The 15,079-nt window shown below is 52.9% G+C and carries 14 protein-coding genes; 12 read left to right on the top strand and 2 right to left on the bottom strand.

All coding sequences use genetic code 11. The features are described from left to right. Positions 1-75: 75 nt before the first annotated feature. Positions 76-1,128: an acyltransferase family protein gene (locus tag ACI48K_RS10400; RefSeq protein ID WP_475027534.1), complete on the bottom strand. Its 1,053-nt coding sequence runs from the start codon at positions 1,126-1,128 to the stop codon at positions 76-78. Positions 1,129-1,389: 261 nt separating this feature from the next. Here ACI48K_RS10400 and ACI48K_RS10395 point away from each other — a divergent pair, with 261 nt between their 5' ends. Both ACI48K_RS10395 and ACI48K_RS10390 read left to right on the top strand, forming a co-directional pair. Next, positions 1,390-2,172 (top strand): HAD family hydrolase, encoded by a 783-nt coding sequence (locus ACI48K_RS10395; RefSeq protein WP_475027533.1) that lies wholly within the window; start codon positions 1,390-1,392, stop codon positions 2,170-2,172. Positions 2,173-2,211: 39 nt separating this feature from the next. After that, positions 2,212-2,988, top strand: coding sequence for an NAD-dependent protein deacylase (locus tag ACI48K_RS10390; RefSeq protein WP_475027532.1), 777 nt, complete (start codon positions 2,212-2,214; stop codon positions 2,986-2,988). Positions 2,989-3,168: 180 nt separating this feature from the next. Here ACI48K_RS10390 and ACI48K_RS10385 read toward each other — a convergent pair whose 3' ends face one another. After that, positions 3,169-4,020, bottom strand: a complete 852-nt coding sequence (locus ACI48K_RS10385; RefSeq protein WP_475027531.1) for a helix-turn-helix domain-containing protein — start codon at positions 4,018-4,020, stop codon at positions 3,169-3,171. Between the two features lie 159 nt (positions 4,021-4,179). On the opposite strand from ACI48K_RS10385, the gene ACI48K_RS10380 reads away from it, so the two are divergent. The 10 genes from ACI48K_RS10380 (at position 4,180) to glcT (ending at position 14,989) form a co-directional block, all read left to right on the top strand. Continuing rightward, on the top strand, positions 4,180-5,358 hold the full coding sequence (locus ACI48K_RS10380; protein WP_475027530.1) for a galactokinase: 1,179 nt from the start codon (positions 4,180-4,182) through the stop codon (positions 5,356-5,358). 2 nt (positions 5,359-5,360) lie between these two features. Beyond that, positions 5,361-6,350, top strand: coding sequence for a UDP-glucose 4-epimerase GalE (gene galE, locus ACI48K_RS10375; RefSeq protein WP_475027529.1), 990 nt, complete (start codon positions 5,361-5,363; stop codon positions 6,348-6,350). A 14-nt stretch (positions 6,351-6,364) separates the two neighbouring features. After that, positions 6,365-7,942, top strand: coding sequence for a UDP-glucose--hexose-1-phosphate uridylyltransferase (locus tag ACI48K_RS10370; protein WP_475027528.1), 1,578 nt, complete (start codon positions 6,365-6,367; stop codon positions 7,940-7,942). A 169-nt stretch (positions 7,943-8,111) separates the two neighbouring features. Further along, complete coding sequence (locus ACI48K_RS10365) at positions 8,112-8,927, top strand: cupredoxin domain-containing protein (protein WP_475027527.1); 816 nt, start codon at positions 8,112-8,114, stop codon at positions 8,925-8,927. Positions 8,928-8,981: 54 nt separating this feature from the next. Further along, positions 8,982-9,548, top strand: a complete 567-nt coding sequence (locus ACI48K_RS10360) for an RNA polymerase sigma factor (protein WP_475027526.1) — start codon at positions 8,982-8,984, stop codon at positions 9,546-9,548. 2 nt (positions 9,549-9,550) lie between these two features. Beyond that, positions 9,551-10,372: an anti-sigma factor domain-containing protein gene (locus ACI48K_RS10355; RefSeq protein WP_475027525.1), complete on the top strand. Its 822-nt coding sequence runs from the start codon at positions 9,551-9,553 to the stop codon at positions 10,370-10,372. 107 nt (positions 10,373-10,479) lie between these two features. Further along, a complete protein-coding gene (locus ACI48K_RS10350) occupies positions 10,480-11,643 on the top strand; it encodes an iron-containing alcohol dehydrogenase (protein ID WP_475027593.1) in 1,164 nt (387 codons plus the stop codon). A 181-nt stretch (positions 11,644-11,824) separates the two neighbouring features. Beyond that, a complete protein-coding gene (locus tag ACI48K_RS10345) occupies positions 11,825-12,367 on the top strand; it encodes an NfeD family membrane protein (RefSeq protein WP_475027524.1) in 543 nt (180 codons plus the stop codon). 12 nt (positions 12,368-12,379) lie between these two features. Then, positions 12,380-13,957, top strand: coding sequence for a flotillin family protein (locus tag ACI48K_RS10340; RefSeq protein WP_475027592.1), 1,578 nt, complete (start codon positions 12,380-12,382; stop codon positions 13,955-13,957). A gap of 186 nt (positions 13,958-14,143) precedes the next feature. Next, on the top strand, positions 14,144-14,989 hold the full coding sequence (gene glcT, locus ACI48K_RS10335) for a glucose PTS transporter transcription antiterminator GlcT (protein ID WP_475027523.1): 846 nt from the start codon (positions 14,144-14,146) through the stop codon (positions 14,987-14,989). The last annotated feature ends 90 nt before the right edge of the window (positions 14,990-15,079 follow it).

Raw genomic sequence — 15,079 nt, 5'->3', positions numbered from 1 at the left:
ATGGTTTGGACTATCGTATGATTTATTCACCATAGTTCGCCCCTTTTGAAACGAGAAATCCTCCTTGAAAAATAATTATTGCTTGCTCGCCGCTTCGATTTGCCCGGAAGCCTTGCGTTCCAGCTTGAGCAGCCACTGGACGGGCGGTTCGACGATAGGTGCCGCGCATTTCCGTACCCAGGGATGGCTGAGCGCCAGCGTAAGCACAACGGCCCCGGCAACGACGGCAAACGCGCCCTGAATGCCGTGAACATCCGCGTAAATCGGGGAGGTTGCGGCAAAGCGGACAATGAAACCGTGGAGCAGAAAGACGTATAACGTTCGCCGGCCGAGATTAGTCACGGCGCCGTCTTTTTTCGGAACAAACGCCAGAAATCCGATTCCCGCCAGCAGCTGCACAGGATACAACATTAGTCGGAATACGCCGTCATACCACTGCGGATTTCCAAGTTCGCCAAAAGTCATATTTCCGTAAAGCCAGCCCGGCTCGACGCCTTGACCCAGCCCGGCAATAGCGGCAAGCCAAAGAATCGAAAAGACGCCGGCGGCGATTCGAACTTTGCGGGTGAAGCTCTTTTGGAACCATGCAAAGGAAAAATGATAGCCCGCGATAAAGAAGGGAAGATAAACAAAGGTTCGGGACACGCTGAACCAAGTGCCGCCGACCTGCAAATAGCCGACCAGCACGCCAAGCGCAACAGAGGCGGCAATTTGCTGCAGCGGAATCCATCTGCGCATGATGAGCAGCAGCAAACGCCAGCAAAGATGGCTCGCGAGAAACCAAAGCAGCAAATAAGGCGCAAAAAACGAATGATGAATGTCCTTTACTCGGAAAACGGCGACATCGAGCAGCGAATACAAACTTTGAAAAATAATGTACTGCATCCCGGTTTGCAGCAGAACTTTGCGCCCCGCTTCTCCGGACAGATTGGACTTGGCGAAATATCCGGTAACGAATACGAATAACGGCATATGAAAGGTAAAAATCCAAATGTACAGCGAATGCATGCTGTCAAACCGAGTAATTAAAGGTTCGATCGCATTGCCGACAAACACGCAAACGATAAGCAGAAAGCGCAGGTTAAGAAAAAACGTCTCTCCACGCTGGATTATGGTTTTGTCCGTCATGACTTATGTCCGCTCTCCTTCATCCGCTTCTGCTTGGCAATTTAGGTCAAGTGAAACTCAAAATTTTAAATAATTCTTCCATGAATAAAATACTCCTTTTGCATGCAGCTTCTTGTGATAATAATCACAATAGAAAACGCTGTCAGCTTATTGAATTATGACGAAGTTTTGAATCCTGAAGATGCATCATGAAGCCCTTAATCCTGCTTCGGTTTTGAGGTAAAATAGGAACATAGACTTGTACGCGATAGGGGGAGCGGGATGCCTGCGATATTCGTAAAAAAAAGGCCGATTCCTTGCCGGGGAGTGCTGTTCGATAAGGATGGCACATTGCTTGATTTCATGGCGTTATGGGGAAGTTGGGCCGATCGCCTTACCGGCTTGCTGGATCGGGAGCTGGCTTGTCTTGGGGGGCGAAGGCTCGGCGAAAAATCGCAGTTGCTCGGGCAAATTTACGATGCTGAAAATCAATGCGTCGGTTATGATAAAACCGGTCCGCTCGCCATGGGTACAGAGGAGGAGGTCACCGCTTTGCTTGCCTGGCAGCTGTATGTTGCAGGCGTTCCCTGGAACGAAGCGTTGCAGAGGATCCGCGGTTTCAGCGCCATCGCGATGGCCGAGGTGAGAAAACGGCGCGAAGCCAGGCCGATTACAGGGGTTGCGGATTTTCTCGAAGCCTGCCGCAATCAAGGGTTGGCGCTTGGCGTTGTGACATCGGATACCGCGAGTGAGGCCGAAACTCATTTGGAGTGGATGGGCATCCGCGATTACTTCGGCAGCATCGTTGGTCGAGATCGGGTCTCTAAAGGAAAGCCGGAGCCGGACATGGTGCTTCTGGCCTGCCGCGAGCTTGGCATCGAACCGGAGGAAGCCATCGTAATCGGCGACAGCAATGCCGATATGCAGATGGGCAAACATGCAGGAGCTGCTGCTTCGATTGGGCTGGCTGAAGAGGGGGAACGGGCGGGATCTTCCTACCTGCTTGACGCCGATCTGATCGTGACCGGTTACGGCGAACTTCGTGCCGCCAATCCAACTTTATGAGGGCCTGCATATCTTTTCATTTTAAGGAGGAACCTGAACATGACTGAAAGAAAAACGGAGCTGCTCGCATCCTGGATACGGGAAAGCCGGAAAATCGTATTTTTCGGCGGGGCAGGCATCTCGACGGAAAGCGGGATTCCCGATTTTCGTTCGGCGGCGGGTTTGTATCAATCGGAGGTCAATTCCCCTTATTCTCCGGAGGAAATTTTGAGCCGGCGCTTTTTTGACCGGCATCCCGAGGTGTTTTACGATTTCTATAAATCGAAAATGATTCATCCGGAAGCCAGTCCCAATGCGGCTCATCTATTTTTGGGGAACCTGGAGCAGTCCGGAAAACTGGACGCCGTCGTGACGCAAAACATTGACGGGCTTCATCAAATGGCAGGCAGCCGCCGCGTTCTGGAACTGCATGGCTCGATTCATCGCAATTACTGCATGGATTGCGGACAATTCCACAGCTTAAACGAAGTGATGGCGAGCTCTGAAGCCGTTCCCCGGTGCGGCAAATGCGGCGGGGTCGTTAAGCCGGACGTCGTCTTATATGGAGAGAATTTGGATGACCAGGTTATACATGAGACCGTCGCCGCCATCGCGGGAGCGGATTTGCTGCTGATCGGCGGTACCTCGTTAACCGTGCAGCCGGCCGCCCATCTGGTCACTTATTTCAGGGGTTCGCATACCGTTCTCTTAAACGCCTCCGCCACCCCTTACGACAGCCGGGCCGATCTCTTGATTACGGAACCGATTGGCAAGGTGCTAGGCGAAGTCCAGGCATTCATCGGCGGTTCCCCGCTCCCAACTAATAAGTTGAATTAAAAAAGTAAACCGGCATGAGTGGGAAATGTTCTGGCAGAAACGCCAGTGGTCGCCTTTGTGAGCGGATTTCTGCTTCTTATGAATTTAGTTGATCAGAGAAATCCGCGAACAACAGCGATCGGAAGAACAATTTCCCACGGCTGCCTCCATACTTTCATCCCGTAGCTCAATTTTTTCGCGCTATTTCAGCGATTTACGGTATTCGCTGGGAGATTGGCCGTGGAGTCTGCGGAACTGTCTTGAGAAATAAAGAGGGTCCGTCATGCCGACGGAAGCGGCGATTTGCTCGATCGACAGCTCCTGACGTTCGCGAAGCAACTGGCGGGACTTGTCGATCCTGAGCTTCAGCAGGTACGTAACGGGCGTAATGCCGGTTTCTCTCTTGAAAATCCGGGACAAGTAAGCACGGTTATAACCGAGGCTGGCGCACATTTGTTCAATCGATACGGGGTGCGCATATTGGCTCGTCATGTAGTGGATCATTTGCTTGACGATCCGTTGTACGCCGGATTCACCCGAATGGAGCGGAAATTCCTTAACGAGCGAATCCTCCGCTTCCGCCATGATTTGATGAAGCAGTCCGAGCGAAAGCAGATGGGCACTGTTTTTTTTACTCCGGAATGCCGTCAAAACGGTTTTGAGCAGTCCGGGAATCGGACTTTCCGCTTTTTCGGAACGGAATACAGGCACTTGGGGAGTAAATCCGGCTCTTTGAACGAGTTCGGCCGCTTTTTCCCCGGTAAAAGCGATCCAGCGGTAGCGCCAGGGTTCACGGGAATCGGAAGCGTAACTGACGAGCTGTTCCGGATGGATCAAAAAGCAGTCTCCCTCGCTTAGTTCATACAGAGCGTATTCCGTGTGAAAAACTCCTTTTCCCGCCTCAACGAAATGCAGCAGAAAATAATCATATACTTTCGGACCAAGCCGATGATCGGCTCGCGTTTGGCTTTCCCCGGCAAAGAGGACATGCAGGTCGTCCGTAATTTGCACCTCAGGATTGGCAGCCGCGCTATAGGTTTCTTTTTCCGCCATCAAATGAACACACCTCCCAGGATCATCCCCATTTCTATTTTACCCTCTAAAGTCACATTTATCTATATACTCCTCCCAAAGATGCATTATCAAAGAGCAACGTTTTCTTTTATACTGGAACTAGGAACAAAAATTCCATGAAGATGGGGTGTACGTGACATGAACAAGCATGAAATGAAACAATTGTTTATATCCAGCTATGGCGAAAGCGCGGAAGAACTGCGTATTTTCAATGCGCCCGGCCGGGTCAACCTGATTGGCGAGCACATCGATTACAATGGCGGCTATGTGCTGCCTGCCGCTCTTGAGTTCGGCACCACGCTGGCGATTCGGAAACGGAATGACCGCAAGGTGTCATTTATTTCCATGAATTTGCCTTATACGGCGGAACTGAGTCTCGAAGAACTCGGCACAAGCAAAACCGGGGAATGGATCGACTATCCGCTTGGTGTTATCGTGGAATTGAAGAAGCTCGGCGTAGAGCTGACGAGCGGGTATGACCTGCTGTTCCATGGTGAAATCCCGAACGGGGCCGGTTTGTCTTCCTCGGCGTCGCTCGAAGTCGTTACGGCTTACGCGCTGCTCAGCGTTGAAGGCAAAGAAACGGATACCGTCGAAATCGCTCGTCTGTCCCAAAGAGCCGAAAACGGGTTCGTCGGCGTAAACAGTGGCATCATGGATCAGTTCGCGGTAGCCAACGGCGCCAAAGATCATGCGATCCTGCTGATGTGCGACACGCTGGAATACGAGCGGGTTCCGTTCCGCGCGGGAGCGTATAAGCTCGTCATCGGCAACACGAATAAACGCAGAGGCCTTGTGGATTCCAAGTACAACGAGCGCCGCGGGCAATGCGATGCGGCATTGAAAATTTTGCAGAAGCGGGAACCGGGACTTAGCTATCTGGCTCATTTGAAGCCGGAGCAGCTTGAGGAATTGAAAGGCGATTTCAACGAGGAAGTACTGTACAACCGCGCCAAACATGTCGTAGAGGAAAACGCCCGCGTACTGGAATCGGTGGCGGCAATGCGCAGCGGTGACTTGCAGGCTTTTGGCAAGCTGATGAACGATTCCCACGACTCGCTTCGTGATTTGTACGAAGTTAGCTGTACGGAGCTAGACGTGATGGTGGAGGAAGCACGGAAAATTCCGGGTACGCTGGGCGCGCGGATGACCGGCGCAGGTTTTGGCGGCTGCACTGTTTCGCTGGTGCATGAAGACGATGTCGACCGCTTCGTGAAGGAAGTCGGAGCAGCTTATCTGAAGCGCACCGGGCTGGAAGGCGATTTTTACGTCTGCGGCGTAGGCGACGGGGTACACGAAATGAAAGGAGAGATCTGATTATGGCGATATTGGTAACCGGAGGAGCCGGCTATATCGGTTCGCATACTGTGGCGGAGCTGCTTAGCCGTGGCCGTGAAGTCGTCGTTCTCGACAATCTGCAAACCGGGCATCGGGATGCGCTGCTGGGCGGCAAGCTGTACGAAGGCGATTTGCGCGATAAGGCGCTGCTCTCCAAGCTGTTTGCGGAGAACGAGATTGAAGCCGTGATTCATTTTGCCGCGAACTCGCTGGTTGGAGAAAGCATGCAGAAGCCGGTCAAATATTACGACAACAATGTTTACGGTACCCTTTGCCTGCTGGAAGCGATGGATGAGGCGAACGTGCGCCGGATCGTGTTCTCTTCCACGGCCGCAACCTATGGCGAACCGGAAAAGGTGCCGATCGAGGAGAACGATCCTACGAATCCAACCAACGTTTATGGGGAAACGAAGCTGACGATGGAACGGATGATGGCCTGGTTTGACCGGGTGCTTGGCATCAAATACGTGGCGCTGCGTTACTTTAACGCCGCCGGGGCGCACGAGAGCGGAAAAATCGGCGAAGATCACCGGCCGGAAAGCCATCTGATCCCGCTTATTCTGCAAACGGCGCTGGGGCAACGTCCTTCGATCCAGATTTTCGGAGACGATTACAACACGCCGGACGGGACCTGCGTACGTGATTACATCCACGTTACCGATCTGGCGGACGCGCATGTTCGGGCGGTGGATCATCTGATCGGCGGCGGTGACAGCAACGTGTTCAATCTCGGAAACGGACAAGGCTTCTCGGTCAAAGAAGTCATCTCCGTCGTTCGCGAAGTAACCGGCATCGATTTCCCGGTAGTGGTAAGTCCGCGCCGCGCCGGAGACCCCGCGGTGCTGATCGCTTCTTCGGATAAAGCAAGAACGGTTTTGGGATGGAATCCCGCGCTGGGCAAGCTGGAGGATATTATCCGCAGTGCTTGGGAGTGGCACCGGAATCATCCGAACGGGTATAAGGACAACTAAGGAGCTGAAGCGAGATGGGAGCAGACGAGAGAAACATACAAGACGTTTTGCATGCGATTGAACGGCTGGTTCACTATGCGCTGGAGCAAGGAATGATGGACTGGTGGGACGTGGATTATTCGCGTAATCGCCTGATGGAATTGTTCTCCTTTGACGAACCCTTTGCCGGAACAGTCGAGGAAGAACCGCTTAACGGTCCCCAGCAGCCACTTGAAATATTAATCGACTACGGCGTCACGATCGGGCTTATTCCGGAGGATACGTCCACGTATCGGGATTTGCTGGACGCCAAAATCATGGGCCTCTTGATGCCCCGTCCGTCCGAGACGATCGCCGCCTTCCGGAAGACGGAAAAAGAAAAAGGGATCAAGGCGGCAACGGATTCGTTTTACAAGCTGTCGGTCGACAGCAACTACATTCGGATGGACCGCATCTCGCAAAATATTTACTGGAGCCAGCCTACGCCATATGGCGACATGGAGATTACGATCAATCTGTCCAAACCGGAGAAAAATCCGAAGGAAATCGCTATGGCCAAGCTGCTTCCTCCACCGATTTATCCGAAATGTCAGCTCTGCCGCGAGAACGTCGGTTACGCGGGACGGCTCAACCATCCCGCCCGGCAAAATTTGCGCGTGATTCCGCTGGAGCTTAGCGGAGAGTCATGGTTTTTCCAATACTCGCCATACGTTTACTACAACGAGCACTGCATCGTGTTTCAACATGACCATGTGCCGATGAAGCTGACGCGGCAAACGTTCAAACGGCTGTTTGATTTTACGACAAGCTTCCCGCACTATTTCATCGGTTCCAACGCGGATTTGCCGATCGTAGGGGGATCGATTTTGACCCATGACCATTTCCAGGGCGGCAGACATCAGTTTCCGCTGGAAAAAGCGCCGGTTGAGGCCAGCTTCGAGCATCCCGAATTTGCCGGTGTGAAGGTCGGCATCGTGAAATGGCCGATGACGGTGCTCCGTCTGAACGGGCAAAATCCTGACGTTCTGCTCGAAGCGGCGGACGATTTGTACGAGAAATGGAAAGCTTACAGCGATCCCGATGCGGAAGTGTACGCTTTTTCGGAGGAATCCGGCGAAGTCGTTCCGCATAATACGGTCACTCCTATCGTTCGGCGCAGCGCGGACGGGGGATATGAGGCCGATATCGTTCTGCGGAATAACCGCACGAGCGAGCAGCATCCCGAAGGTATTTTCCATCCGCACCGGGAAATGCATCATATCAAAAAAGAAAACATCGGCCTGATCGAAGTCATGGGCCTCGCCATCCTGCCGGGACGATTAAAGGAAGAACTCGCGGATATCGCCGGAATCCTTAGCGGCGACACAGCGCTGCTGGAGCGGACGCTTTCCGACCCCGCTTCTCCCTTAAAAGTTCATGCTCCATGGATCAAGGAGTTGACGGATCGAGTGGGTACGAAGCTGGTCCGTGAGGAAGCCGAAGTCCTGCTTCGCGAAGAAGTGGGCCTCAAGTTCTCGCAGATATTGGAGCATTCCGGAGTATTCAAGGCGACCGAATCCGGGCGGCAGGCCTTCCGCCGCTTCGTGTTCTCCGCCGGGTATCAAGAAATTTGATTTACAATCGTTTGAATTTGTACAGAACAAAACAGCAGTGCCAGGGGTAAAACCTTGGTAATGCTGTTTTTGTTTTTTTAAATTTTTATAAATAAAATTCAAACCGTCTTTCGGGGATGAGCGTTAGCTAATACATAATGGGTAATCCAAACGAAAGGAATGATACAAATTGAAAAAAACAGCTCTCATCGGTATTTTCGCCGCTATGCTGGTCTTATCGGCTTGCGGCAATTCAAACAGCGCCGGTCCCTCCGTCAATTCGACCAATGAAACGTCATCGGGAAACATTTCTGCCGAGCAAATGAATAACACAGCCACAACACCGACGGATACTTCCGAGGAGACAGCCGCAACCGGAACCGGCAACAGCCCTTCCGCTGAGACGGATTATTCTTCTTCGTCGGATACTTCCGCTTCCGTCTCAACGGATACATCCGCATCTTCCGGCACAGCTTCCTCCTCATCCGTAGCCGCGAAGCAGCAGGGACAGCCGGTGAAAAGCCCGGATAAATCCGCGGGATCCAAAGATGATATGAGCGGCATGGATATGTCTTCGCCTCATGATGACTCCGCTTCAAAAGCAGGCGGCAAACCGGCAACTGGTACTGCCGGACCGAAGGCTTCCGCGGGCAAATCCGGTACGGCATCAACCGGATCGGCCAAACCGGATTCGTCGTCTCAACCGAATTCATCCAAATCCGATGACTCGCCAAAATCCGGCAAAACCGAGAGCGTGAATCATGTTATCGAGATCAGCAATTTCAGTTTCTCGGCGGATTCGCTGGAGATTCATCCCGGCGATACGGTCACTTTTACCAATCTGGATTCGGCCCAGCATTCGGCCACGGCGGACGAAGGTTCGTTTGATACCGGTCTGCTTGGCCAAAACGAATCCCAAACGATTACGTTTGATAAGGAGGGCGAATTCGGTTACCACTGCTCCTTGCATACGAGCATGACCGCCAAAATTGTGGTCAAAGCTTGATTTTCCGGTATGATAAGGGGACAAGTCATTCTAGCCGATTCTGGAGGCATCGCGATGCATAATCTCTCCGATTACGAACTGATGCTGCTTGTTAAAGAAAAGCGGCAGGAAGCTTTATCGATATTGTACGATCGCCATGCGAGGCTTGTTTATTCTTTTGCCGTCAAATCGCTGCGGAATGAACAGGCCGCCCGGGAAGTCGTACAATCGGTATTTATCCGCCTGTGGACGACGGAATCGGGTTATGACCCAAGCAAGGGCCGGTTTACGAGCTGGCTTGTAACCGTCACCCGCCATATTACGGTGGATTGGCTGCGTAAGGAACGAAGAGCCAGCGACGAAATCGCCCCTTACGATTCCGGACAATTAGAGCGGATTGCGGGCAACGAAGCTTCGCCGGAGGAAAGCGCGGAGCGCGAGTCGCTGATCCGGCAAATCCGCGGCGCTTACCGTTATCTTTCCCGGCAGCAGGTCGAATTGCTTGAGCATTTTTACTGGCAGGGATACACCCTGAAGGAGCTTTCGGTTCATTACAGGGAGCCGCTTGGAACGATTAAAAACAGATTGCATCAGACGCTCAAAATACTGCGCAGGCATCTGATTTCGGAAGGAGAGGGATGACCTTGAACAAGGAACGCACACCGTCCTGCGATCTGCTTATCGACGTGCTGACGGGCGAATGCACGGAAGAACAAAGACTTGCTTTTGAACGTCATCTTCCGGGCTGCATAGCCTGCCGGACCGAAATGAAGGAGCTGCGGGAAACCTGGGAGGCGTTAGGCTCGGATATGGAATGGATGAACCCGCCTGAAGATTTGAAGCAGCAGGTGCTGGACGCCGCTTTTGCAGCGGGAATGGGGACAACGGGGGCAGCAGCGTCTCCGCCGTCGCAGGAGTTCGGCAGGGCGATTGTCGCAGCGGAGCAGGCGAAACGGAGCGCGATGCGAAGAAGCCGGTTTATGACGGCGACGGCTTCCGTTATTTTTATATTGTTCCTGGCAAGTTCGGCCTTAAATCTCCGGATGTATTTTGAACGAAGCGCTGCGCCGGTACCGGTGGAAAAGGCGCTTAACGTGTCCGCGTCGCAAATCAAGCTGGCCGTTCCTTTGCGCCCTGAGTCCGCCGAATACGCCAAGGCATACGGCTTCGCCTGCATCATTGACAACGGCACAAGCAAGCAGTTTGTGATCTATGTATACGGCGCTCCGAAAACCACGGCCAAACAGGCTTATCAAGTATGGCTTGTCAAGGATGGCGTCGCCACAAGCGCCGGAACTTTCCGGGTGAACGAGGGGGACGGCAACCCTGGCCTGGGGGTGCTCGCCATGCCGGTCTCTTCGGACAGCCTTGAGTTCGATACGATCGGAATTACGCTGGAGCCCGACGACAAGGGAAGCAAGCCGCGCGGTGAGGGTATGTTCTCCTCCGAACAATCTCAGCTTTAGGATGCCGCGCAGAATTTGCTGAGACAGGCTTCACAGTTTTTCCCAAGGGTTGCGAAGTATAATGAAATGGATATGACAAAACCCGACATACGTGGGAGGAACTAATGATGAACGATTTTGTGTTTCATAACCCGACGAAGCTGATTTTCGGGAAGGACCGGCTGGAAGCTCTAAAGAAGGAAGTTCCGGTACACGGCAAAAAAGTGCTGCTCGTTTACGGAGGCGGAAGCATCAAGCGCAGCGGTCTTTATGATAAAGTCCTCGCTGTTTTACGGGAGATCGGCGCCGAAGTGACGGAATTGTCCGGCGTTGAGCCGAATCCGCGCTTATCTACGGTTCATCGCGGCGTCCAACTGTGCAAGGAGAACGGTATTCAGCTTGTGCTTGCCGTAGGCGGAGGCAGTGTACTGGATTGCTCCAAGGCGATTGCGGCCGGCGCAAAATACGACGGGGACATGTGGGATTTCGCGGAGCGCAAAGCTGTTCCACAAAGCGCGCTGCCGCTGGGTACGATCCTGACGATGGCGGCTACCGGGTCGGAAATGAACGGCAATTCGGTGATTACAAGCGACGAAACTCAAGAAAAATTAGGCTGGGGCAGCCCGCTCGTTTATCCCGCATTTTCCATTTTGGAGCCGCAGCTGACATATTCTTTGCCGAAGGATCAAACCGTATACGGCATGGTTGATATCATGTCGCATGTATTCGAGCATTATTTCCACCAAACCACCAATACACCGGTTCAGGACGGTTTCTGTGAAACGATTCTCCGCACGGTCATCGAAACGGCGCCAAAGCTGATTTCGGATCTCGAAAATTACGAATACCGCGAAACGATTCTGCTCAGCGGCACCCTTGCGCTGAATGGCGTGTTGAATATGGGGCTTGCGGGCGACTGGGCTACGCACAACATTGAGCATGCCGTTTCGGCGGTATACGATATCCCGCATGGCGGAGGACTGGCGATCCTATTCCCGAACTGGATGAAATATAATATGCATCACGATCTTGCCCGCTTCAAGCGTCTCGCGATCAACGTTTTCCGCGTCAATCCGGAAGGCAAAAGCGACGAAGCCGTTGCGGAGGAAGGGATTGCGGGGTTGCGTTCGTTCTGGACCTCCATCGGCGCTCCAAGCCGTCTCTCCGATTACGGAATCGACGGCAGCCGGCTGGAAGATATGGCGGACAAGGCGGTTAAATTCGGCGCGTTCGGCAATTTTGCCCGCCTGGACAAACAGGATGTATTGGAGATCTATCGGATGTCTTTGTAACAGGCGTATGAATCCTTAAGAATGCTAAGTTTAATGAAGCGCTTAACCCGTCAAAATGGCATGGGTTAGGCGTTTTTTTGACCCCGATTGGCCGATATTTCCTGTGAAAAACGAAACATACCCTGCAATTTTACGTATCAATTACATATAGTTACATATTGCTTCGGAGAGGAATGACGGCATGTTATCCGTTTTTTGGGGCTGTTTTATCGGTGGTGCATTGTTTGCGGTCATCAGTGCGGTGATCGGGGATTTGATCGGCAGCTTTCTGGACGGCGTGTTCGATTTCATGTCCGCCGATTTTCTGAAGCCGGTTGTGACCGCCTCGGCGGTTACGGCATTTGGCGGAGCGGGAATTCTGCTTGCCAAGTACACCGCACTGGGGTCTGGAGCTCAGCTTCTGCTGGCCGTAGCCATCGCCGTTCTTTTGTCGGTCGGAGTATATTTTGCTTATGTGAAACCGATGGAAAACAGCGAAAATTCCACAGGATTTTCCGATGCGGAGCTTCCCGGCAAAATGGGGGAGGTGACCATCCCGATTCCGAAGGAGGGGTACGGGGAAGTTATGGTCAAATTTGTTGCCGGCAATACGCTGCATATCGCTTCCAGTTGGGATCGCCGGGATATCCCCGCAGGCACGGTTGTCGTCGTCGTGGATACCAAGGACGGAGTCGCCCGGGTATCGGAGCTGTATGGAAACCAAATCGAGAAGGAGCTGTTGTGATTGCTAGAGAGCATTCCTGATTTTTTGCTGATTCCCCTGATTGTGATTGCTGTGATTATCGTTCTTGGCATCGCGTTTTGGGCGCGTTACAAAACCGTAAGTCCGGACGAGGCGATGATCGTGACAGGTTCGTTTCTTGGCGGAAAAAACATTTCGGACGATCAATCCGGCCGTAAGATCAAAATCGTCCGCGGAGGCGGGGCGTTTATCTGGCCGATTTTTCAAAAAGCGGAGTTCATGTCCTTGCTCTCTCACAAGCTCGACGTGATGACTCCGGAGGTTTACACCGAGCAAGGAGTGCCTGTGTCCGCGGACGGTGTAGCCATCATCAAGGTCGGCAGCTCCGTGGAAGACGTGGCGACGGCGGCCGAGCAGTTTATGGGCAAACCGATCGAAGCTCTGAAGGGAGAAGCGCAAGAGGTGCTGGAAGGCCATCTTCGCTCGATTCTCGGTGCGATGACCGTCGAGGAGGTTTACCGCAATCGGGATAAATTCGCCCAGGAAGTGCAAGGCGTCGCGGCCAGGGATTTGAAAAAGATGGGGCTGCAAATCGTTTCCTTTACGATCAAAGACGTTCGCGACAAGCACGGTTATCTCGAGGCGCTTGGCAAGCCGCGGATCGCGGCGGTAAAGCGGGACGCCGAAATCGCCGAAGCCGAAGCGATTCGGGATTCGCGCATACAGAAGGCGCTTGCGGAGGAATCGGGGCAAAAGGCGGAACTGCTGCGCGACACGAATATCGCGGAAGCCTCGAAAGAGAAGGAACTCAAGGTTGCTTCCTTCAAGAAAGAACAGGATACCGCCAAGGCCGAAGCGGACCAGGCTTATCATATTCAGGAGGCCCGGGCCAAACAGACTATGGTGGAAGAGCAGATGAAGGTCGAACTGGTTCGCAAGGAGCGGGAAATCGATCTGCAGGACAAGGAAATTATGGTCCGGCAAAAGCAATATGACGCCGAAGTGAAGAAAAAAGCCGATGCCGACCGCTATGCGGTAGAGCAAGCGGCCGAGGCCGAAAAGGCCCGGAAGATGCGCGAGGCCGACGCCCTGCAATATTCCATCGAAACGCAGGCGCGGGCTTCCGCGGAGCAGAAACGGCTGGAGGGGCTGGCAGTCGCCGACGCCGAACGGGCCAAAGGTACGGCCGATGCCGAAATCATCCGGCTGCGGGGTCTTGCCGAAGCGGAAGCGAAAGAGAAAATCGCCGAAGCGTTTCAGAAGTTTGGGGAAGCCGCGATTCTCGATATCGTCGTCAAAATGCTTCCGGATTTGGCCGGTAAAATTGCCGCTCCGCTGTCCTCCATCGATAAATTGACGGTTGTGGATACGGGGAAAGGGGAAGGAGCCTCCCGAGTCAGCAACTATGTAACTGAATTGATGGCGACCGCGCCGGAAATGCTGAAGAGTGTATCGGGCATCGAGCTGGAACGTCTGATCCAAGGGTTCGCAAAAGGTAAGGGAATGCCATCCGCTCCGGCAGCGTCCTCCATTCCGCCATCTCCGGCTTTAGCCGGACCGTCCGGTGCCATTTCCCAATCCGGACCGGAAGCCGCTATCCGGGAAAGCGCCGCCTCGGAGGAATCCGGTTGACAAAATAGCAAACGACTTGACAATTCCCGCCAATACCTGTAATTTTGCATAGGATAAACGCTGAAAGCGTCCCGCTGCCGTGGCGAGGCGCTTTTATTGCTTATGAAAATGGCTGGCAAGTACTTTTGCGGTCGATTATAATGGGCATAAGCGTTTCGGAGAATAGGACAAAAAGAGGTGCAATTTGTGAGCAGCCTACTAGTGGCCAAAGTGTTGAACAATAACGTCATCATAGCGAACCACCCGGGGCATGGCGAAGTGGTTGTCATCGGCAAAGGCATAGGATTTAACCGAAAAACGGGCGATTCCATTCCCCTTGAAGCGGTTGAGAAAATGTTCATTCTTACGAACCAGCACGAGCAGGAACAGTACAAACAGCTGCTTCCTCAGGTGGACGAGCAGTTGATCGAGGTTATCGGCGAGATTATTACGTACATTTCGCAAAGAACCCAAACGGAGCTGAACGAACATATTCATATCGCGCTTACCGATCACCTGGCGTTCGCCATCAAACGGGCCGAGCAGGACATCGCTTTTCACAATCCTTTTTTGTTCGAGACCAAGGAGATTTATCCGCTCGAATATGAACTCGCCGAGTATTCGATCGATCTGATTCGGCGAAAAATGGGGGTCGATCTGGGCGAAGACGAAATCGGTTTTGTCGCGCTCCACATCAACAGCGCCATGACCAACCGCCATATCAGCGAGGTCAGGGGACATGCCCAATTGATTGCCGATTTGGTCGAGGTCGTCGAGCAGGATTTGCAGTTTTCGATTTTGCGCAATTCGCTGGATTATTCCCGGCTTCTTACGCATCTCCGGTTCGCGATCGAGCGGGTTCGCCGCGGAGAACAAGTCGGGGAAGTGGACAAGCTGGAGATGCTGCTGAAACAAGAATATCCGGTTCTCTATTCACTGGCTACCAAGCTTACGAAAATTATGGAGCAGAAACTGAACAAACCCGTATATCAAGCGGAAGTCAGTTATTTGACGATGCATCTTCACCGGGTGGCACCTTCAAATATTCATTAGGTTGCTTGCAACTATTTGGATGGTCTGCTATAATCCTTATGATCATTCTGACAACAACTGAATAATCACAATGTGTGACTGATTCGATCA

It is taken from the genome of Paenibacillus terrisolis (genome assembly GCF_056171975.1).
Note: the sequence above shows the minus strand (reverse complement) of the source record. Positions and strands in the feature narration are given on the sequence as shown.